Source organism: Flavobacterium anhuiense (genome assembly GCF_001705175.1).
Lineage (GTDB): Bacteria > Bacteroidota > Bacteroidia > Flavobacteriales > Flavobacteriaceae > Flavobacterium > Flavobacterium anhuiense.
The window spans coordinates 1,965,001-1,986,016 of the sequence record NZ_CP016907.1; the positions used below are offsets into that span (position 1 = coordinate 1,965,001).

Genomic DNA, 21,016 nt, shown 5'->3' on the forward strand with positions numbered 1-21,016 from the left:
ACGACCCGACCGATAGCGAACAGGCGAAGCAATTCACGAATCGAACTAATTTTTATTCTGTATAAATGTACACAAATTTAAATTTTTAATCTGTTGCAAAATAATAAATGAATGAATTATCCTTCTTTTTGGTGAGATTTAGAATAAGCTTTGCTGTGCAGACGGGCTTTCATGTTCCAAAAGCCATTTTTTACGTGACAATCCGCCAGCGTAACCGGTCAAAGATCCATTTGTTCCAATGACGCGATGGCAAGGCACAACAATCCAAAGTGGATTTTTGCCATTTGCTGAGGCGACGGCACGAATTGCTTTTACATCGCCCAATTTTTTGGTCTGATCCATGTAGCTTACCGTTTTGCCGTATGGAATTTCTAGAAGTGATTTCCAGACTTTCTGCTGAAATTCGGTTCCTTGCGGATTCAGTTTTAAGTCAAAATCGGTTCTTTTGCCTTCAAAATATTCATTTAACTGTAAAACGGCATCTTGTAAAACCTTTGGAATTTCCTTAGAAACTTCATTTGTTCCAACATCAGAAACAGAAATTACCGAAATACCGTTTTCATCTCCAATAATTTTGGTGATTCCTAAAGGTGAACTGATGTAAACTGTTTCCATAATTTTTAACCGCAAAGGCGCAAAAGTTTATCGCGAAGTTCGCAAAGTTTTTTTAATAATTCTCCAGCTTGAATTGATAGTTTAGACTGTTTTCAATCTTTTTACTTGAAATGGCCTTTTTAATATTCGATTTTTCAGAGCTAAAATTTGGTAAAGGCAAATTCATTTGGGCAGCTTTTTGAGTATAATATTCCTCTCTTATTGGATGAAAAGGCGCAGCAGCATTAAAAACCTCATTCCAATTAGATTGATTTATGATGGCTTCGATAATGCCAATGCAGTCATTCTGATGAATTAGATTGACAGGAGCATCTGGATTTTCGATATTTTCTTTTCCAGCTAAAAACTTAACAGGATGGCGATCTTCACCAATTAATCCACCAAAACGTAGGATTGTGGCTTCAAAGTTTTGATTTTCTTGCAGCAATTTTTCAGCTAAAAGTAATTGTTTGCCACTCTCGGTATCTGGGTTCGGAATCGTTTTTTCTGTTACAAGACCATTGTTATCGCCGTAAACAGAAGTTGAACTTACAAAGAGCACTTTCTGAATTGTTGATTTTTCTATAAACGGAATTAGGTTTTTGATTTTTTCAACAAAAACTTTCTTCTCAGAACTTGGGTCAACTGTTCTTAGTTTTGGCGGAATATCTATAATTAAGATTTCGCTTTCAGCTAAAAAAGAATCAATGTTCTCAGAAATTCCATCGCTTTCAAAGTTTCCTTCGACTTCGCTCAGGATGACAAGAAACGGATTTATTCTCGCATCTTTCAAAATAGAAAGTTTGTCTTGTGAAGTTGTTGATCCATTTACTGAATTGCCTTTTGCAATTAATGCTTTTGCTAAAGGAAGTCCAAGCCAGCCGCAGCCAAGTATGCTTATTTTTGTCATTTTTTCTTTTTAAGATGCAAAGTTACAAAGTTGCAGAGTTGCAAAGTTTTTTTCACGCAGATTTAAAAATGATTTAAGAAGATCTTGCAGATAATCATTTCAAATTGAATCTGCTCAATCTGCTCAATCTGCCAAATCTGCGTGAAAACAAAAAAGATTTACAAAGTTAACGTAAATCGGACTTTGTCTTTTCCTTTTGCACCCATTCGGTTATAGAACTTAATGGCTCTTGTATTGAATTCGGGTGTTTGCCATTGAATATTAACGCAATTGTTTTGTTTTCCGATTTCTTTTAATTTTTCGATTAAAATTTCACCAATCCCAAAACCTCTTGTTTCTTCTTCCAAAAATAAACAGTCCATGTATAGAAATGTTTGTGCGTTCCAAGTAGAAAAATCAAAAGTATAGGATGTATAACCAACAATAGTTTCATTTGCGGCAACGACCAAGCAGAATAATTTAGGATTCTCGCCAAATAAAGCATTCTTCAAACCTTCTCCTTTTCCTTCTGGGGAGAATTCGGCCTTTTCAAATTCTGCATGTTTTTGAAGTAAAATGAGCAATTTGGGTAAATCTGTTATTTCGCAGTTTCTTATTGAATATTCCATTGTAAGTTGATTTCGTTTTGTAAAAAGCTGATAAAATGATGAAAATAATCAGGATAATTCTCTTTGGCTCGCATAGCAATAAAGTGTTTTCGTTTCAAACCACTCTTTCCAATTTTTACAGCTTTAATAGGATTGTTTTTTAAATGTGGCTGCAGTGCCCATTTTGCCATAGACATAACGCCCATGTCGGCTTTTACCATTTCCAGAGAAGCTTCTGTTAAAGGCATCGGAGTTATTTTCTTCGGATTTACTTTGGCTGGAGCCAAAAGAAACTGATGAATAGTAACGGTTTCAAGCGGAAGCGAATGAATAATCAGATGTTCGTTGATGAAATCTTCTGCAACTACATATTTTTTATCTGCCCAAGCATGATTTTCGGAAACGACCATTACCATTTCGTCTTGAAAAAGCTCGGTGTATTTTATATGACTGTCTTTAATGGTATCGCTTACTATGGCAATGTCAATGGTATTTTCCAATAATTTCTGCAACGGAATGTGTGTCGCTTCGGCTACAATTTTTAATTCGACATTGGGATATAAAAGATGGAACTGCTTTAAAACCGATGGGAGCCAGTGATAACTCGAAAAACATTCGGTACTAATCCTGATTTCGCCAGATTCGCCAAAAACCATTTGTTTGATCTGAGTTTCAGTTTCAGCAAGTTTAGTAAGGATTTCATTGGCAACGTTATATACTTTTTCGCCTGCTTTTGTGAGAACTAATTTTTTGTTGACTCTCAAAAAAATAGCAGTACCCAATTGATATTCGGCTTCTTTGAGCTGATGGCTTAAAGCCGATTGTGTCAAATGAAGTTTATCGATCGCTTTCGTAATGCTTCCTTCTTCTACAATTGCTTTTATCAATTTTAAGTGGCGTATTTCCATTTTTGAAGAATTAATACACAAAGAAACAAAATTTTAAACTGGCTTTTGTATGAAAAAAAGTAATGCTGTTGATGAAATCTTTTCGTTTTTATGGCATGAAATCATCTTCTACTTTTGGAAAACAAAATCAATAAAACACAATTAAAATGGAAGCACAAATTAAACATTATGAAAACAAGTTAGCTTATGAAATGGATCCATCCGATTTATTTGAAGCTTTAAACAATGGCGAAAAAATTATTGTAATCGATGCTAGAAGAGCTTTTGGTTACGATGAAGAACATATTCCGAATGCGATTAATATTCCGCATCGCGAAATGAATGCAGAAACCACAAAACATTTGGATAAAGAAGTGCTTTACGTTACTTATTGTACAGGAATTGGATGCAATGCTTCTACAAAAGGCGCACTAAATTTGACCAAACTCGGATTTAAAGTAAAAGAATTAATTGGCGGACTAGAATGGTGGAAGATTGATGGGTATGCAACAGAAGGAACAAAAGGCGAAAAACAAGGTTTGAAAATTGAATGCGCATGCTAAAAATAAAAAAGCAGACTTTATCAAAATTAAAGTCTGCTTTTTTGCTATTTATAGGGATTGTTCTATTCTGGTGTTACAGCTGGTTTTATGCTGTCTTTTGAAATCGCTAAACTGTCTACCACAGGAGCAGTTTCAATTGGTTTTACTGGTGGTGTATATCGTTTAATTTTCTGCTGAATCATAACAGCATCGTTTAATACAAATGGTGTTGGCATCATCCAATTTTCTCTTGGCTTAACATTTAATAGCGGATTGCTCATTAAATCGAACGAACTTTCAATTAAATCCATATCAAAAACAGAAGATTTGTTGATATAGAATTCCATTTCAAGTGGTTCATTGCCTACAACATAGTAACATAATATTTTTGAACCTTCACGTTCAAGACGATTAGTTTTTTCTCCTGAAGTAGCAACTCCATTTGCCTTAAAGTTGTAAAAAGTCATTTTTGGATTGGCAAAAATGTCATAACGATTTACTTTTCTGTTTGGAGTAATCTTAATTTTCAAGTATCTATTATTTCCAATAACGCTGTCTCTTAAAAACTGAATTGTAGGTTTTGGAACGTCAACTACCGGTGCTATTGCGCTGTAAGTAAATGTTGTATTGTATTTGCTGGTCAGCGGAAGCGTATTCAATCCAACTGCTTTTTGATTTTTCTCGCCTAAATACGATTTCGTCCATTCATCCAAATTCGTATCATAAGTTGTCCAGGCAGCAGAATTGTTATCGGCGTTGTAAACATATAGTAAGCTATTTGATTTAGCTTTTCCATATTCATAGCCTGAATGATATCCTGCATAAATGAAAAATGCAATTGAAGTGATAAAGAAAACCACAATCCAAGCTCCTTTTTTAGCAAATGCTCCAAATATTGGCAACAGCAATCCGAATAATAGAACAGTCAAAACAGCACTTCCGTATAATATTTTAAGTCCAAGGCCAATTGGGAACATTACAATAAAAGGCGCAACAATTGCTAAGGCAGGAATACTGAAAAGTAGATTCATTCCCAAACTATAATGTTGTGTAAACACAAATATTCCGAATAGCAATATTCCGAAATAAACAGGAATAATTAAGAATCCAGCACCCGTTAAGCTGTTGGCTAAAAACGCGTTAATGATAATCCAAAGTAGCAACGGAGCCACAAAATGGTTCATCGTAGTTTTTGCTTCAGAGAAATGATGGTAGAAAGCAAAGCAAATAGCTATGCTCAAAGTAACAAAAGCACCAATATAAGCGTGTCCGTTATAAGTAAATCCATTTAAAAGATCAGAGTACTGCGGATAAATTTCGAGAATAAGTTTCCATCCTAAAAATGTGACCAATCCAGCAATTATAATGGATCCTAAAAGCGGAACAAAACCTTTGAATATTTCTGTGAAAGTGATAATTCTTTTTACTTTTCCGACAAAAATAAATAAGACCAATAACCCAAAAGCAATCAGTGTCATTGGCATTACCCATGTAAACGGATAGCTAATGAAAGTAAAAGGAGCACTGAAATAAACATCATCTTCTGTAGATTCTGTCTGGTTTAAATCAATGTTGGTAAAGTATTTCAGCAAAGGCATGATGTAAGTGCCTTGATGCGCCAATGTAGTTTTGTTTAAATGCTGAACATCATCTTGCTGGGTGTGATAATTAAAATGCCCGTCGATAAAAGCAAAATTGAATCCTTGAATGTTTCCTTGTTCTCTAAAAACAGTCAAATCTGTATCATTTGGAAGCATTTTATAAATGCTGTACATCAAAGAATTTGAAACAGGATGAGAGGGCTTAGCTTTAGTAAATTCCTGAACCAAAGCCTGATTTCCTTTATTGGTTTCCATCAGCATATAGCTTGGACCAGAAGATCCTCTTGCTTCAAAGTTTAAAACCAAACCAACGTCTTTTGCCCAAGGATGTTTGTTTACAAATAAAGCAGCACCGTTTAATCCTAATTCTTCTGCATCAGAAAATAGTATGATAATATCGTTTTTTTGAGGATGTTTGGAGTATAAAAAGGCACGTACGCCTTCTAAAATTGTTGCGACACCAGAAGCATCGTCGCTTGCACCTTTTGAGAAAGAATGTGGCGCACTGTCATAATGAGAAAGAAGTAAAAGTGCTTTTGTATTGTTTGTTCCTTTAATGCGAGCCAGAATATTTTTTGACTTTACCAAAAGACCTTTATCATTTAGAGTAAAACCTTCCTGAACACTCGTTTCTAATCCGATTCTGTTTAATTCTAGTTTAAGATAATTTGCAACAAGTTCGTGATTCGTAGATCCGACATAATGTGGTTTCTGTGCTATAATCTCAACTTGATTTAAGGCTCTTTCGGTCGAAAATTCAGCAAGCGCTTCGTCGTCCTTAGAGATTCCTTGTGGCATCATCGTGGCGTATATAATGCCAAGTAAAGCTAAAACGCAGACTATGGCTAGAATTGAGGTGGGGTTTTTTCTCATGGTAAATTAATACTAACTATATTTCTTTTTTAACAAGCATAAAATAATCGTTGTCCAAGGAACGATAGCCTTGATCGTACAAGAAATAATATGTATTTCCTGTCTTGGTCTGTAAAATGTTTGTAAAGAACTCAAAATCAAATCCTTTTGTTAGTAATTTGTCTCGAGAAGCTTTAGATTTTCCATCCACATTTAACTCTGCCAAAATACGGTAATTTTTGCGTAACTTGTTGTTTATATTTCGCATGAAATTCGTGCTATCTTTATTTATTTTGTTATTGTAGGCATTGCGACAGCTGTCGGAGCAGAATTTTTTGTCTTCTCGGCCGAAAATTTTGGCTGAGCATTCGAGGCATGTTTTCATGAATTCAATTTTTTAATTTCGTAAAGGTCAGATCTTCTGTCTTTTAATGTTTTTACACTTCCATGTTCATGAAGCTCCTTTAGCAATGTTAAATCAACATCAACAATAAGCGTCATTTCTGTATTTGGTGTTGCTTCTGCTTTGATTCCGTTACTTGGGAAAGCAAAATCGGATGGCGTAAATACAGATGATTGTGCATATTGAATATCCATATTGTTTACTTTCGGAAGATTTCCAACGCAACCTGCTATGGCTACATAACACTCATTTTCGATGGCGCGCGCTTGCGAACAATGTTTTACACGAGTATAACCATTTTGGGTATCGGTCAAAAACGGCACAAACAAAATATCCATTCCTTCATCTGCCAAAAGTCTAGAAAGTTCTGGAAACTCAACATCATAACAGATTAGAATTCCGATCTTACCGCAATCAGTATCAAAGGTTTTAAATTGAGATCCGCCTTTCATTCCCCAATGAATAACTTCATTAGGCGTAATATGGATTTTGGTATACATTTCTGAAGTTCCATCTCTTTTGCATAAGAAACCAACATTGTAGAGATTTCCGCCTTCGACATAAGGCATACTTCCTGTAATAATGTTGATGTTGTATGAAATGGCAAATTCTTGGAAACGCTTGCGAATTGGATCGGTGTGGCGTGCCAATTCGCGAATAGCTTCGGCTTCAGATAAATGATTATAATCGGCCATTAAAGGTGCTGTAAACAATTCTGGAAACAAAGCAAAATCAGAACCATAACCCGAAACGGCATCAATGAAAAATTCTGCTTGCTCAAAAAGCGCTTCGACATTATTCAACGGGCGCATCTGCCACTGAATCAATCCTAAACGAATAATTTCCTTCTTAACGTTAATCAGTTTTGGACTGTCATCATAGTAAATATTGTTCCATTCCAGCAAAACAGCAAACTCTTTCGATTCTTCATCTCCTTCCAAATAATTTTTAAGGATTCTTAAAACGTGGAAATCATTGCTCAGCTGAAAAGAAAGAACCGGATCGTACAGTTCTTTGGTGCGTACTTTTTCTATATACGCTTTGGGAGAGAGTTTTTTGGCGTGTTCTCTATAATTCGGGATTCTTCCTGCAAAAACAATCGCTTTTAAATTCAGCTGTTCGCAAAGTTCTTTTCTGGCATCGTATAATCGGCGTCCTAAACGCAAGCCTCTATAATTTGGGTGAATAAAAACATCTATTCCGTATAAAATTTCCGCATTCGGATTGTGAGTAGAGAAGGTATAGTTTCCACTAATCTGTTGATAATTATGTCTTTTTTCTACCAACTTTTCATCAACAATAAGAGATAGGGCAGACCCGACCACTTTTCCGTCAACCAAAATCACCAGCTGTCCTTCCGGAAAAATAGAGAGAAGTCTTTCTATGTCGTCAGATCCCCAATACGAATCGGCCATTTCTGGATACGATTCAATCATTGATTTCTTTAATTGTCTATAGTCCTCAATTTCAAGGTTTCTTAACTCTACTTTTTTAATTTTTGCCTGCATATCGTAAGATTTATCTCAAATATACAAAAAACAAATTCCATTTACAAACGCTTACAAATAGTTACACTCGATAGTAAATAGTTAATAACTGACTGTCAATGCTGAGAGTTCGCATCTTTGCCATGTTGAATTTGAAAAACAGTTCACATTAATAATAACACTTAAATAATATACGCCATGAAAAACAGAGTACAATTAATTGGGAATGTAGGAAACGATCCAGAAGTTAAAACATTAGAAAACGGAAGAAAGCTTGCACACATCACGATTGCAACAAAGGATTATTACAAAAATGAAAAAGGAGAAAAAGTAGAACAAACCGAATGGCATAGAATAACAGCTTGGGGAAAAACAGCAGAAATTATCGAAAAGTTTGTTGTGAAAGGGAAAGAAGTTGCTGTCGAAGGAAAATTGACACACAGAAGCTACGATGATAAAAACGGAGAAAAACGTTATATAACCGAAGTGGTTGTAAATGAAATTTTATTGCTGAGTAAATAGCGTTTTAAGAGAATATCGTTGGTTAAACCCGATTGGTTTGAAAAATCTGTCGGGTTTATAATTTATAGTAAATTGTTTTTATAAAATAGAAACGCCATTTGCATCAGTTGTAAGAACTTCGCTCATGTAATCGAAAAAGGGTCTCATATTTTTGAAAGCATCTAAAGCAAGTTCTAAAAATTGCGGACTTAATACTTCTTCGTCAGTAAAACGTTTTATGACCAAAAATTGTTTGAAACGAAGCAAATCAATAGCCGGATGATCCACATCAAAACCTTTTGGTTTTGTTTTAAGTTGTTCACCTTGCAAAGTGCCAAAATTGCTTTTGAAAGATTGAGAATTCAGAATTTCCTGAAAGGTTTCGGGATCTTGAGCAAATTCAGTTCTTATTCGTTTTAAGTCAGCAGCATTTGGTCCCCAAAATCCGCCCGCAAAAAAACTATTTCCTTTTTCCAGATGAAAATAATAACCGCCGCGTCTTGCAGCAGTTGCCCGCGTATAACTTCCGCCCCAAAATGTCTTAAAAGGAGTTTTATCTTTAGAAAAACGAATATCTCGATAGATTCTGTAAACACTTTTTTTACCAGAAGTATTTTCTAAAACATCAGTTTTGGAAAGTTCTTTTAGTAAAGCGCCTGCAAAATTCTCAATATGATTAAGTTCTATCAAATATTGCTGTTTATGCTCTTCAAACCATGGTTTATTATTGTTTTCTTTTAGCTGAACCAAAAAGTCAAGACTAGATTTGGGAATTGTTACGCCGTTTTTCATAATGGATCTTAAAAATCAAAAATAGACTGCAATTTAAAACTAAAAAACCCACCAGAGAAATCTGATGGGTTTTTCTATATCGCGTTAAGCAGTTTTTTTGAATAAATCGAACATAGGACAGCGTGAGCAGCGTTTCTTTTCGCTCTTTTTATATTTCTCACAGCAAGAAGATTTACAATTCTCAATCTTCTTAATTTTATCAAGGATATCTTTGTTTTTCTTTTTCTTTTTATCCTTTTTTTTGTCCTTGTCTTTTTCTTTCTTGCTCACTTTTCCTCTGAATTTTAAAAACAGAGACAAATATAAACCAAAAAAGTTATTTTTAAATATTCTAAATAAACTTTAACTTTTTTATTTAGGATTGATAGCGATTGAACTCGTAACTGTTAATTGCTGGATATCACGATCAAACAAATACAGTCCGCCTTTATCGTCACCAATTAAGTTGATTTTATCTAAAATAGATTTAGCTGTAGCTTCTTCTTCAATTTGTTCAGAAACGTACCATTGCAAGAAATTGTGCGTTGCATAATCTCTTTCTTCAAAAGTAATATGAACCAATTCGTTGATAGATTTAGAAACAAAAAGTTCATGATTATAAAGCTCTTCAAACATTTCTTTAAAAGTAGTATAAGTTGTTTTTGGCGCTTTAAGATCTGTTACCTGAGCATGTCCTCCGCGTTCGTTTACGTACTTAACCAACTTAAGCATGTGCGCACGCTCTTCGTCTGACTGTGTGTACATAAATTGAGAAATTCCCTCTAATCCTTGCACTTCAGCCCAACAAGCCATAGAAAGATAGGTTTGTGAAGATTCTGCTTCTATGCGGATTTGCTTGTTTAAAGCCGATTCAATATTTTTTGCTAACATAATAAGTGTCTTTTTTGTAAAATTAAGAAAAATTATTCATTACACTTTTTAGAATCCTCGAAAACATTAGGCTTTTTGGCTAATTCTATGTAAAATTAGTGCGAATTGATTTTGCCGAAAGTAGCAGGATTGGAAAAAATCGATTTATTTATAATTGAATTTCTATTGTCTCCCATCATAAAACCATCCGTAAATTTTCGCATAATAAATTGCTTAGAGGCATCATCATAGTAACTTAAAATGTAATAATTCTTTAATTCTAATGCATCATATAAGTTTATAGTTTTATTGAAATTTAAATAATAAAACAAATTCTCGCTTGCCAAAGGTTGTGATTGTTTGTCGCTTATAAAATCTAAATTTTCATTTAATGTGGCATCAAAATAGACCATTTTTGTTAATGAATAATATTCGCGAAGCCCAAATTGATCGGGAGAATCAGCTTTGAAATAGTAATCTTGAGATTCTCCAAAACCGCTAAAAGTAACAAAAGTGTTTTGTTTATTTTTAATTATAGAAATACCAGCAGTAAGTCCTTCTAAATCTTTAAGAAATTTTGCAGTGTTTTTTAGCTGCTTCGGTTTTTTGTTGTTGATTTGAACAAAGAAAGGAGAATTTTTAAAAGGAATACTATCATTTTTTGAAAAAGAATATTTCTTTATGATGTTTTTAGAGTCAAAATCTTTTACTTCAAACAATAATTCATCTTCATTGGCTGCGATTTGAAATAGCTTTTTATTATTATAAAATGAATTTGCTGTTGCCAGTGGATTTTTCGAAGCAGGACTATCAAAAGTTCTTTCTTTCATAATGCCAGTGTTTAAATTAACTTCAAAAACTTGCGTTCGTTGTACGCGATCATCAAATGTCAAAATAATACGATTTTCAAGCACATACATCTTGCATATTGATGATGTAAGATCAAGAGAATTAAGAATATCAGGTTCTATTTTCTTAATTGGAAAATACTGAATAAGTGCATTGAAAGAAATATTTACGTTTTCTTTATTTTTAAAAGTGAAAGGAGAGAAATCAAGCATTTTAATTTCACACTTCTGATTTTCAAATTTGTAAAGCAGAAGATGTTCGTATTCTTTTTCTTTGGCAAGAATGTATAAGGCATTATTCTCTTGAAAAGAGCTTATAATGTAATTATGATTTTTAGGAAAATCAAAATTTAAGGATTCAGATATTTTACAATCTAAATTGTAAGTAGTAATTAGAACGTTTTTATTATTTCCCGAAATCCAATATAGTGTAGGTTTTTGTCCCGCACTGATTGTAGCGCCCATTAAATTTCTATTGGCTTCTTTTTTTATTAAATCTGTAAATTGATTGGTTAGAAACAAAGACTTATTGTATTTCAAAATATTTATGTTCTGATTGTCCCAAGCAAAAGCGTAAATGTCTTTGTTTTCTTTGTCCTCAATATTTAGAATTTGAGTTTTTTCTAGATTATTTAGAGATAGTGGCAACGAATTTAATACTGTTTGACTAAACAGAACACTTTTAGAAAATAATAGAGAAATGAGTAGTGGTTTTTTCATAAATAGATTTAATCAAATTTTATTCCAAATTTTATGAGATATTTCTGCTTTTTTAAATTGGAAATAAAAAAAAGTCCTTAAGATTTTTTCTTAAGGACTTTTAATCAAGTCTATTAAAAAGAAATTATTTTACGATAAAAGTAACTCTTCTTGCTAATCTTCTAGCTTCATCAGAATCTTTTTGGATTGATGTATCCGCACCATTTGCAATAACATTTAAACGAGAAGAAGCAATTCCAGCTTTTTCAAAAATAGTTTTTACGTTTGTTGCTCTAGCATTAGATAGTTTTTCGTTGTACTCAGCTTTTCCAACCTGATCAGCATAACCAACAAGATCAAGAGAAGCAGAAGGATTTTTTCTTAAGTAATTTAAAACCACATCGATCGCAGCAGTTGAGTTTTCAATTGGAGTTGTTTTATTGAAATCAAAATACACACTGTAATATTTATCATTAATCATTCTTTTGATTAAATCATTATCAGCAGGTTGTGGAGCACTTACTTGTTTTTCTACAATAACTTCTTTTTGAGTGGGTCTGTTTTTGATTTGTGATTCAAGGTCTGCAACTTTACTTTCTAAAGCAGAAATGTCACTGTCTTCATTAGAAATTACCGTCCAGTCAGCATGTTTTGTATTTTTACCTAAGTAAACATTTAGACCAACAGTTCCGTTAAAAATCAATCCAGAAAAGCCTCTGTTGCCTCCAACATATGATCCGTCAAAAGTACGGTCCTGTGATGCGTTTAAAATAGTTGAGAAGTCACCCGTTAAAGCCACTCTGTTTGATAACCTTATTTGTCCAGTTACACCAGCAATAAAGTTGCCCATTTCATCTGCTCCTCTAAAGTTATCGCTTCTTAATTGAGAATAACCAAAACCAGCATGTCCTAATAAACCAATAGTGTTTGTCCAAGTTTCAAAATTCATGATGCGGCCTAAGTTGGCTACAGCTTGTAAATCTACTCTGTAGTATTTTGAATCAAAATCGATAGAGCTGCCTTTTGCAGTAAAACTGTTATATCCAAAATCAGCTTTCAAACCAAATTTGTTGTTTAACATGTAGCGAACCCCTAAATCTCCAGTCCATGGACTTACAGTATTTGTAGAATATCCATCGCTAAATGGTCGTTGCGGTTTATTAAAACCTGCGCCTAAATCTATAGACCATTTATTATAACCGTTATTGTTTTCTGTTTGCGCATGTACTCCAGTTAACGCTAGGGCAAATGCAAGAGTCATTACAACTTTTTTCATTATTTTTTAATTTTAAATTTTTGCCCAAAACAACAATAAATTGTAGGTAAAAACTTTCTTTAGAAGCCAAAAAAGTATTAAAATAAGACTATTAGCAGAAAATTAAAGAATAAGGAATGACCCATAAATGCTGGGTTTTAGATAAGTTGTTGATAACGAATTTTTTAGTCAAGCCCGTCAATAAATTTGCGAAGAACTATTTGTTTGGCAACAATGTCGTAGTAACTTAAAAGGGTGTAATTATTTAACTTAAGTGTACTTGAAAGTACAGCTTCTTTATGGGAATCTAAAAAATAGTAGACTTTATCAGCGGCAAAAGGCTCATGTGTTGCTTGAGTTAATTCTAACTTTTTGGTCCAAATACTTTCTAAAAAAACAGAATAGTTTGTCTCAATATTGTAATAACTGTTTGAAGGAAAATCGCCAAAAGGGTCATTAAAGTTAAAACCGTTCATAGAAATCGATTTTAAATTACTTCCCGAACCTCCTAAAGTGATAAATAGATTTTTTTGATTTTTATAAACCGAAAGTCCGGCATCAAGAGAAGATAATGTCTTTAAAAACTTTGCTGTATTTTTTAATTGCTTCGGTTGACGATCCTCAATCTGCATGAGCAAAGGAGAATTGCCAAAACGAATCGTATCTTTCTTTGTAACTGCAAATGATTTTATAGATTCACCAGATTCATAATCTTTTATGTCAAACAAAAGTTCGTCAGCGTTAACATTGATCTGGTATAATTTGTTTTCATGGTAATAAGAGTTAGACGTCTTTGGATTTTTCTCTCCAACAGGTTTCATAAACGTCTTCTCTATTATTTCCTGATTTTCTAAATTAATGTCAAACAATTGTGTTTTTCTAAAACTTTGGTCTAAAGTTAGAATCAAACGGTTCGGAAGCGTGTAAAGTTTGCTTTTGGCACTTACTTTATATAACGGATTGTACTCGCCAGAATCCATTTTCTCGATCGGATTTTCACTCAGAATCTGGTTGAATGTTCTAGGAAGAGTTTTTCTGTCTATGAATTTGAAAGAGCTAAAATCTAAAAACCGTTCCTCTGCCTTTCCGTTTTTAAAAACAAAAGCAGTCAAGGCCTGTTTTGTTTTGCTTTGCATCAATAAATAGAAATTGTTGTCTTTTTGATATTGCGTTAAGAGATAATTCTCTTCAAGCGGAATTTGAAATTTTAATGCTCTAGAAGTTTTGTTTTCCAGATAATATTTAATCAAAATGATTGTTTTTTCTTCTCCCGAAAACCAATACAAAGTCGGATTTCCGTCTTCGCTAAAGCTGTAGCCCATCAAAGATCTGTTTTCAGTATACTGGCGAGAGGTAACGAATTTATCTCGTAAGAATAAAGCGCTATTATATTTTAATATAGAAAGGCTGTCTGCGCTTGCTGTAAAAACAAATACATCTTGAGTAGCCGTATTTTCGCCAGTCATGACTTCGGATTGTCCCACTTTGTTTTTTAAATCTATTGCATAAGAAGTTAGCACTGTCTGACTTAACACAACAGTACTGGATATTAAAAACAAAAAAAGAAAAATTCGTTTCATATGTTTTTTAAGCACAAAAATTATTCCGCTTATTATTGATTCATAAGCTCTTGAAAAAGATCTACAAATTGACCAACGTGCATTCCATCCATTAAACCATGATGAACATAAACTGCCATTGACATCGTTCTTTTTCCCGTCTCAGAAATCATCATTTTTCCAAACGAAATTTTAGGACAGCTGTCTGGGTATGTAAAACTGCGAGCATGGGTGATCGAACTGAAATTCAGCCACGGAATTGCTGAGAAATGAATCAGATTATCATCATCAAAAGATCTAGTGAAAAGTCCGGTTGTATTTTGAATGCGCTCGATTTCGGTTAATGCGATTTGCTCGAATGTTTTAAAATCTGGGTGATATTCAATTAAAGAAAACCCAAAAGTACCATCTTCCCGACCAATAGTTGCAGAGGCATCTACTCGGTCGTTGATGTAAATCTGATCTCCAGAAATTCGGTATCTAAAATTTTCAATGGCATTTACTGTGGCCAAAGTTTTATGCAAATAAAAAATAAAAAAAGAAGCATTGATGCTTTTTGCGGTTTGATACGCTTTTGTACAATCAATTTCTACCGTTGCGCCAAAAAAAGGTTCATCCATTTGTTTAAAATGGGCAAAATGCTCTTTTCTATTCCAATTTTCTAGGTCAAAAAGTGTTTTCATTATAATAAATTCGGAACCACTTCTGCAATAGTTTCAAATGAACTAAAATGCTCGTGTTCTATAGTGTGATTAATTTTTTCGTGTTCCCAAGTAGTGTGAAACGGAATGTGAACGGCATAACCGCCAATTCCTAAAACAGGCAGAACATCTGATTTTAATGAATTTCCAATCATCAAAAATTCGTGCGGCTCAATATCTAAACGGCCTAAAAGTTTTTGATAATCAATTTCTTGTTTGTCTGACATTACTTCGATGTGGTGAAAATAGTGTCCCAAACCAGAACGGTGCAATTTACTGTGCTGGTCTTTTAAATCGCCTTTTGTTGCTACCACCAATTTGTATTTGCCTTTCAAAGCTTCAAGGGTTTCTTCAATTCCATCTAAAAGCTCAATTGGTTTTTCGAGTAATTCTTTTCCGTATTGAATAATCTTTTCAATGACTTCAATCGGAATGGTATTGTTCGAAATGTTCATCGCGGCTTCAATCATCGAAAGAATATATCCTTTGATTCCGTAACCGTACAAAGGCAGATTGGCAATTTCTATTTTAAATAATTCTTGCGAAATGCCCTGATGCGAAAGGTAATCTTCCATCAAAGCACAAAATTTATGTTCGGTTTCCTGGAAATAAGGTTCGTTTACAAACAAAGTGTCATCGGCATCAAATGCGATTACTTTTAGGTTTGGTATTTTAGTTTTATGTAACATGGTGTTTTTTGTTTCAAGTGTTTTTTTGTTTCAGGTTTGTTTTTTGCCACGACCCGAGCGATAGCGAACAGGCGAAGCAATTCACGAATTACACTAATTTTTTTGCCACTCCCGATAGCTTTCGGGATATTGGGATTTAAAAAATTATCTACTCAATCTGCGCGAGACTTTTTTAACCACAAATTACGCAAATTGCACAAATTTTTTAGCCACAGATTAAATGATTATTCATGTTTAAAAAAATAAATCTGCTCAATCTGCTGAATCTGCGAGAGTTTTTTGCCATAGATTATTAAGAATTAAAATGATTTTTTAGAATCTGCTTAAATCTGTGTAATCTGCGTGAAACCTTTTATTTAATCTTTAGAAAAAAGCCCTTTCAATGAAATTGTTTTATCGTAAAAAGTAATTCGGATTCCGAAAAGCAGAATGATTCCGCCCAAAACCATCTGTAAAGTTATTTGTTCTTCCAAAAACAACCAAGCTAAAATTGAGGTAATTACAGCTTGACTCAATAAACTTAATGAAACTCTCGTTGCGCGCATGTGCTGAGTGGCATAACTTATCGAAAGCCAAGCGCACAATTGACAAATAACAGCTTGAAGCACGAGTACAAACCAGCCAGCATTTGAAAACCCTGTAAAAGGTTCGCCTAATGCGTAACATAAAATTCCTAAATAGATGCTTGAAGCAAATAAACTGATGGTCATAAACGAAAGAACATCGACTTCTGAAAGCACATTTTTGCTGACCAAAAGATAAATGGAATACAAAATGCCGGACAAAACAGCAAATAGAAATGCTTTATCAAAGTTTAAATCGATAAAAAACTCAAAACCAACCAAAGTGACCATTCCGAATAAAGCGACTAATGTTCCGATCCAGAAATTCGTTGCAGGTTTCGCTTTCAGAAAAAAGAAAGAACCAACTCCAACCCAAACTGGAGATAAATTGGTAAGCAACGAAGCTTGAGTCGCACTTGATTCCTGAATGGCGATATTCCAAACCGCAACATCAGATGAGAATAAAACACCGCAAAGTATTGCCAAAAGAGCAAACTTTAATTTTGGAAGTTTAAAGTTTCCGCTGAAAATGACATAAGGTAAAAGCAACACCACAGCAAAAAACATTCGGTAAAAAGCCGAAATCAATCCTGGTGTTAAACGTAATTTTACCAATATCGGGAAAATCGATATGCAAAGTATACCGCAGATTAGAGCTAATCTTGGTTTGGTGAGTTTCATTTTTAGTTTATTTTTTTAAGTTTTTTGGTGTATAGTTTAAAAAAGAAAATTGCGTGAATCAATTAAATTTTAATCGACTCACGCAATTTATAAATACATAAATAATTAGTTTACAGTCGCTCCATTTGGCGCATCAGCATCTGGATTTACAAAAACTAGTTTTCCTTCTGCATTTGTTGTCATTAAGATCATTCCTTGGCTTTCAACACCGCGTAAAGCTCTTGGAGCAAGGTTTGCTAATACAGAAACTCGTTTTCCGATGATTTCTTCTGGCGAAAAACTCTCAGCAATTCCTGAAACAATCGTACGAACATCAATTCCTGTATCCACTTTAAGAACCAAAAGTTTGTTTGCTTTTGGCATTTTTTCAGCTTCTAAAATAGTTCCGATACGAATATCCATTTTCGCGAAATCCTCAAACTGAATTAAATCTTTTTGTGGTTCTGCTTGTTTGTTTTCAGCAATATTTGCGGTTTTTGTCGCTTCCAATTTGTCTATTTGTTTTTGTATTTCTTCGTCTTCAATTTTAGCGAAAAGCAATTCGGCTTCGCCAATTTTGTGTCCTGCAGGCAATAAATCTGAGTTTTCAGAAATGTCATTCCAACCTAATGTTTTGTCGATAATGATGTCTTTTGCATCGCGATCTTTCTCTTTCAAGAACTTGCTGAAACCTGCAAAGTGTTCTTTAAGGTCAGATAAATTCAAGATTTTAGAAAGTTTCGCAGCCGTGAAAGGTAAAAACGGTTCAGCCAAAACGCTCAACGCAGCAGCGATTTGCAATGCTACATACATTTGAGTCTTTACACGCTCTGGATTGTCTTTCATTACTTTCCAAGGCTCTTCGTCCGCTAAATATTTATTTCCTAAACGAGCCACATTCATCAATTCGCCCAAAGCTTCACGGAATCTGTAACGTTCCACTGAACTTGAAATCACAGCTGGATACGCTTTTAATTCTGCTAAAGTTTGTTCGTCAACTTCAGAAAATTCGTTTGGAGTTGGAATAATTCCGTCGTAATATTTATTCGTTAAAACGACAACACGATTTACGAAGTTTCCGAAAACGGCAACCAATTCGTTGTTATTTCTAGCTTGGAAATCTTTCCAAGTAAAGTCGTTGTCTTTTGTTTCAGGAGCGTTAGATGTCAATGCATAACGTAAAACATCCTGCTTATCTGGAAACTCTTCTAAATATTCATGTAACCAAACCGCCCAGTTTTTAGAAGTTGAAAGTTTGTTTCCTTCTAAGTTCAAAAACTCATTTGCAGGAACGTTGTCTGGTAAAATATAGCTTCCTTCAGCTTTTAACATCGCTGGGAAAATGATACAGTGGAAAACAATATTATCTTTTCCGATAAAGTGAACCAATTTGGTGTCTTGATCTTTCCAATACGGTTCCCAATCTTTTCCTTCGCGTGCAGCCCATTCTTTGGTAGAAGAAATGTAACCGATAGGTGCATCAAACCAAACGTATAACTTTTTGCCTTCGGCACCTTCAACAGGAACGTCAATTCCCCAATCCAAGTCACGAGTTACAGCACGAGGCTCTAATCCTGCGTCGATCCAAGATTTTACTTGTCCGTAAACATTGGTTTTCCAATCGTTTTTATGACCTTCCAAAATCCATTCGCGTAAAAAAGCATCATAACGATCCAAAGGTAAAAACCAGTGCTTAGTTGATTTTAAAACCGGAGTCTCACCTGTAATTGTCGATTTCGGGTTAATCAAATCAGTTGCGTTCAAAGTCGAACCGCAATTTTCACATTGATCTCCGTAAGCTCCGTCATTACCACATTTTGGGCAAGTTCCAACCACAAAACGGTCTGCTAGAAACTGATTTGCTTTTGCATCGTACAATTGCTCGGTAACTTCTTCAATAAAATCGCCTTTATCATACAAAGTTCTAAAGAATTCAGAAGCTGTATCATGATGAATTTTTGCCGAAGTTCTAGAATAATTGTTGAATGAAATTCCGAAATCTGCAAACGATTTACGGATGATTCCGTCATATTTATCAATAACTTCCTGCGGTGTAATTCCCTCTTTTTTGGCTTTCATCGAAATTGCAACTCCATGTTCATCGCTTCCGCAGATAAATGCCACATCTTTTCCTTGCAATCTTAAATATCTCGAATATATATCTGCAGGCACGTAAACCCCAGCCAAGTGACCAATATGAATAGGTCCGTTGGTGTAAGGTAATGCCGCCGTGATTGTATATCTCTTTGGATCTTGTATCATAATTCAATTTTATTGAGTGCAAAAATAAGCAATAGAATTGAGATTTTAATATTACGCCGAGATTCGCTTTTATTTTCACAGAATTGCACGAAGAAAAAACGCTGGGATTCGCTAAGATTTTTTTGAATTTGGTTCTTGCGATCCCGATAGCTATCGGGAGGAGAGACGCAAAGTTTTTCGGCAATCTTGTCATTTCGACGAAGGAGAAATCTTCGTAAGTAGCTCCGTACAGAATGTTGCCAATCTTTGTAGAGTTTCTCGCGAAGATTTCTCCTTCGTCGAAATGAAACTTTATGGGTAATAATTAGAGTAATAAAAAATCTTTGCGGGCTTCGACTCCGCTCAACCTGATAACATAATGAATCTTTGCGAAAAACCTCCTCGTATCTTCGTGGCAAAACTCATATAAAATAGAACCAGTTTAAACTAGCATTGCAAACAAAATCTTCAAAATATATTTCGCAATCTTTGCATCCGAAAAAAAACAAATTTATGAGCAAGACTAAATTAATCATCAATAAAAACGGATCAATCAAAATTGAAGGAGATTTTGAAATCATGGATCCAGAAGGAGCACTTTACGGTTTACAAGGAAGAACTGCACTTGGACTTTGCCGTTGCGGACATTCTGCAAATAAACCATTTTGCGATGGAGCGCACCGTAATAGCTTTGAACACGATTCAAAAGCGTTTGATTTACCTCCAATGAAAACGAACTAATTCTTTAATTTAGTTTTGAATATAAAAAAAGCTGCATTTTCAAAATGCAGCTTTTTTTATAGGTAAAGTTCTCCCTTCATCGTTATTATCGAAGAACCGCCGACTAAAATATCTTCTTCGCGATTCATAACTTCAATTATTGATGGCTGTTTTAATTTTACGCCTTGAAGAATTTTATACTCCTTATCCGATTTAGTGAATTTCTTTTGTGTTAAAAAACCAATTAGTGGTCCGGCCGCCGTTCCTGTTGCTGGATCTTCATTTATACCAATGATCGGATTGAAAAATCTTGTTTCGACTATCTGATCTAGACCTTCTTCGGCTGGGGTGAAACAATAAAAACCTTCAAAATCATATTCTTTTGAGATTTCGATTAAAAGCTTATTGTCAGGAACAAAACTATTTAATATTTCACTGTTTTTTATAGGAACCATGGCGTGAGCGACTTCTGTTTTAACTATTGTTGGCACAAAAGCATTTACGTCGAGATCTTCAATTTTTAAACCTAGTGCTACCGCAATTCGATAGGTTGGAATTTCTTGTTTGATAACTGCCGATTTTTGATGCATTTGCACAATTGGAGAAAGAGTTTCAGGATCAAAACTGACTGTTAGCGGAATTGCCGAATGGTTCATAATTACAAAAGGCTCACTTTCATTTTGTTCGTCAAAAATTGGAATTCCTTTTAAAAGTGCTCCACAGACTGCGCCCAATAAATTATGGCCTGCACCATCGATTTCAATTCCGGTTGGTGTAAACGAACGAACCACGAGCGCTTTTTCTCTTGTAGAATAATAGACAAATGAGGTTTCAGAATAGCGAAATTCCCGAGAAATATTCTGATACGTTTCTAGTTTTAGATTTCCATCTGTAAAAACGACAGAAAGCGGATTTCCTTTGTAGCTCTCATTTGAGAATACATCTAAAACGTAATATTCTAATACTTTTCTTTGGATCATATTTTCTGGTTTTGAAACTTAGTCGATTCTGAATGCCATAAAATTACGGTTTAAAAAAATTCAAAACAACAGCTTTTCTAACCATTATAAAATTAA

The 21,016-nt window shown here is 34.3% G+C and carries 21 protein-coding genes; 3 read left to right on the top strand and 18 right to left on the bottom strand.

Annotation, left to right across the window (positions count from 1 at the left end; all coding sequences use genetic code 11):
* Window positions 1-138 precede the first annotated feature (138 nt).
* From BB050_RS08390 to BB050_RS08405, 4 genes are all read right to left on the bottom strand, one after another.
* Complete coding sequence (locus BB050_RS08390) at window positions 139-615, bottom strand: methylated-DNA--[protein]-cysteine S-methyltransferase (RefSeq protein ID WP_066033268.1); 477 nt, start codon at window positions 613-615, stop codon at window positions 139-141.
* A 52-nt stretch (window positions 616-667) separates the two neighbouring features.
* Window positions 668-1,504 (bottom strand): SDR family oxidoreductase, encoded by an 837-nt coding sequence (locus tag BB050_RS08395; protein WP_066033269.1) that lies wholly within the window; start codon window positions 1,502-1,504, stop codon window positions 668-670.
* Between the two features lie 158 nt (window positions 1,505-1,662).
* The gene (locus tag BB050_RS08400) at window positions 1,663-2,112 is read right to left on the bottom strand and encodes a GNAT family N-acetyltransferase (RefSeq protein WP_066033270.1); all 450 of its coding nucleotides are present in this window, start codon (window positions 2,110-2,112) and stop codon (window positions 1,663-1,665) included.
* Window positions 2,097-2,999 carry a LysR family transcriptional regulator gene (locus BB050_RS08405; RefSeq protein ID WP_066033271.1) on the bottom strand — a complete coding sequence of 301 codons (903 nt, stop codon included), beginning with the start codon at window positions 2,997-2,999 and terminating at the stop codon, window positions 2,097-2,099. The genes BB050_RS08400 and BB050_RS08405 overlap by 16 nt, the downstream gene beginning before the upstream one ends.
* 146 nt (window positions 3,000-3,145) lie before the next feature.
* Between BB050_RS08405 and BB050_RS08410 the strand changes: the two genes are divergently transcribed.
* Entirely contained in the window at window positions 3,146-3,541 is a 396-nt protein-coding gene (locus tag BB050_RS08410) for a rhodanese-like domain-containing protein (RefSeq protein ID WP_008465549.1), read from the top strand.
* A 62-nt stretch (window positions 3,542-3,603) separates the two neighbouring features.
* Here BB050_RS08410 and BB050_RS08415 read toward each other — a convergent pair whose 3' ends face one another.
* The 3 genes from BB050_RS08415 to BB050_RS08425 are packed head-to-tail and all read right to left on the bottom strand — an operon-like array spanning window position 3,604 to window position 7,884.
* Entirely contained in the window at window positions 3,604-5,994 is a 2,391-nt protein-coding gene (locus BB050_RS08415; protein ID WP_164085584.1) for a M28 family peptidase, read from the bottom strand.
* 16 nt (window positions 5,995-6,010) lie between these two features.
* Window positions 6,011-6,358 carry a hypothetical protein gene (locus BB050_RS08420; RefSeq protein ID WP_008465546.1) on the bottom strand — a complete coding sequence of 116 codons (348 nt, stop codon included), beginning with the start codon at window positions 6,356-6,358 and terminating at the stop codon, window positions 6,011-6,013.
* A complete protein-coding gene (locus BB050_RS08425; protein WP_008465544.1) occupies window positions 6,355-7,884 on the bottom strand; it encodes a bifunctional GNAT family N-acetyltransferase/carbon-nitrogen hydrolase family protein in 1,530 nt (509 codons plus the stop codon). Before BB050_RS08425 ends, BB050_RS08420 begins: the two co-directional genes overlap by 4 nt.
* A gap of 177 nt (window positions 7,885-8,061) precedes the next feature.
* Between BB050_RS08425 and BB050_RS08430 the strand changes: the two genes are divergently transcribed.
* On the top strand, window positions 8,062-8,385 hold the full coding sequence (locus BB050_RS08430; protein ID WP_008465543.1) for a single-stranded DNA-binding protein: 324 nt from the start codon (window positions 8,062-8,064) through the stop codon (window positions 8,383-8,385).
* A gap of 78 nt (window positions 8,386-8,463) precedes the next feature.
* Here BB050_RS08430 and BB050_RS08435 read toward each other — a convergent pair whose 3' ends face one another.
* The 10 genes from BB050_RS08435 to metG form a co-directional block, all read right to left on the bottom strand.
* The gene (locus tag BB050_RS08435; protein WP_008465541.1) at window positions 8,464-9,156 is read right to left on the bottom strand and encodes a DUF2461 domain-containing protein; all 693 of its coding nucleotides are present in this window, start codon (window positions 9,154-9,156) and stop codon (window positions 8,464-8,466) included.
* An 84-nt stretch (window positions 9,157-9,240) separates the two neighbouring features.
* The gene (locus tag BB050_RS08440; protein ID WP_029271150.1) at window positions 9,241-9,426 is read right to left on the bottom strand and encodes a hypothetical protein; all 186 of its coding nucleotides are present in this window, start codon (window positions 9,424-9,426) and stop codon (window positions 9,241-9,243) included.
* Window positions 9,427-9,507: 81 nt separating this feature from the next.
* Window positions 9,508-10,026: a ferritin gene (locus BB050_RS08445; protein WP_008465537.1), complete on the bottom strand. Its 519-nt coding sequence runs from the start codon at window positions 10,024-10,026 to the stop codon at window positions 9,508-9,510.
* Between the two features lie 95 nt (window positions 10,027-10,121).
* Window positions 10,122-11,573, bottom strand: coding sequence for a hypothetical protein (locus BB050_RS08450; protein ID WP_066033273.1), 1,452 nt, complete (start codon window positions 11,571-11,573; stop codon window positions 10,122-10,124).
* A 124-nt stretch (window positions 11,574-11,697) separates the two neighbouring features.
* Window positions 11,698-12,828, bottom strand: coding sequence for an OmpA family protein (locus BB050_RS08455; protein ID WP_066033274.1), 1,131 nt, complete (start codon window positions 12,826-12,828; stop codon window positions 11,698-11,700).
* A 164-nt stretch (window positions 12,829-12,992) separates the two neighbouring features.
* The gene (locus BB050_RS08460; protein WP_066033275.1) at window positions 12,993-14,387 is read right to left on the bottom strand and encodes a hypothetical protein; all 1,395 of its coding nucleotides are present in this window, start codon (window positions 14,385-14,387) and stop codon (window positions 12,993-12,995) included.
* A 32-nt stretch (window positions 14,388-14,419) separates the two neighbouring features.
* A complete protein-coding gene (locus BB050_RS08465; protein WP_066033276.1) occupies window positions 14,420-15,049 on the bottom strand; it encodes a chloramphenicol acetyltransferase in 630 nt (209 codons plus the stop codon).
* A complete protein-coding gene (locus tag BB050_RS08470; protein WP_066033277.1) occupies window positions 15,049-15,756 on the bottom strand; it encodes an HAD family hydrolase in 708 nt (235 codons plus the stop codon). The genes BB050_RS08465 and BB050_RS08470 overlap by 1 nt, the downstream gene beginning before the upstream one ends.
* Window positions 15,757-16,112: 356 nt before the next feature.
* Window positions 16,113-17,000 carry a DMT family transporter gene (locus tag BB050_RS08475; RefSeq protein ID WP_066033278.1) on the bottom strand — a complete coding sequence of 296 codons (888 nt, stop codon included), beginning with the start codon at window positions 16,998-17,000 and terminating at the stop codon, window positions 16,113-16,115.
* 105 nt (window positions 17,001-17,105) lie between these two features.
* Window positions 17,106-19,241 (bottom strand): methionine--tRNA ligase, encoded by a 2,136-nt coding sequence (gene metG, locus BB050_RS08480; protein ID WP_066033279.1) that lies wholly within the window; start codon window positions 19,239-19,241, stop codon window positions 17,106-17,108.
* Window positions 19,242-19,733: 492 nt separating this feature from the next.
* Here metG and BB050_RS08485 point away from each other — a divergent pair, with 492 nt between their 5' ends.
* Window positions 19,734-19,961: a CDGSH iron-sulfur domain-containing protein gene (locus BB050_RS08485; protein ID WP_008465523.1), complete on the top strand. Its 228-nt coding sequence runs from the start codon at window positions 19,734-19,736 to the stop codon at window positions 19,959-19,961.
* 56 nt (window positions 19,962-20,017) lie between these two features.
* Here BB050_RS08485 and BB050_RS08490 read toward each other — a convergent pair whose 3' ends face one another.
* Window positions 20,018-20,920 carry a PhzF family phenazine biosynthesis protein gene (locus tag BB050_RS08490; RefSeq protein WP_008465522.1) on the bottom strand — a complete coding sequence of 301 codons (903 nt, stop codon included), beginning with the start codon at window positions 20,918-20,920 and terminating at the stop codon, window positions 20,018-20,020.
* Window positions 20,921-21,016: the final 96 nt, after the last annotated feature.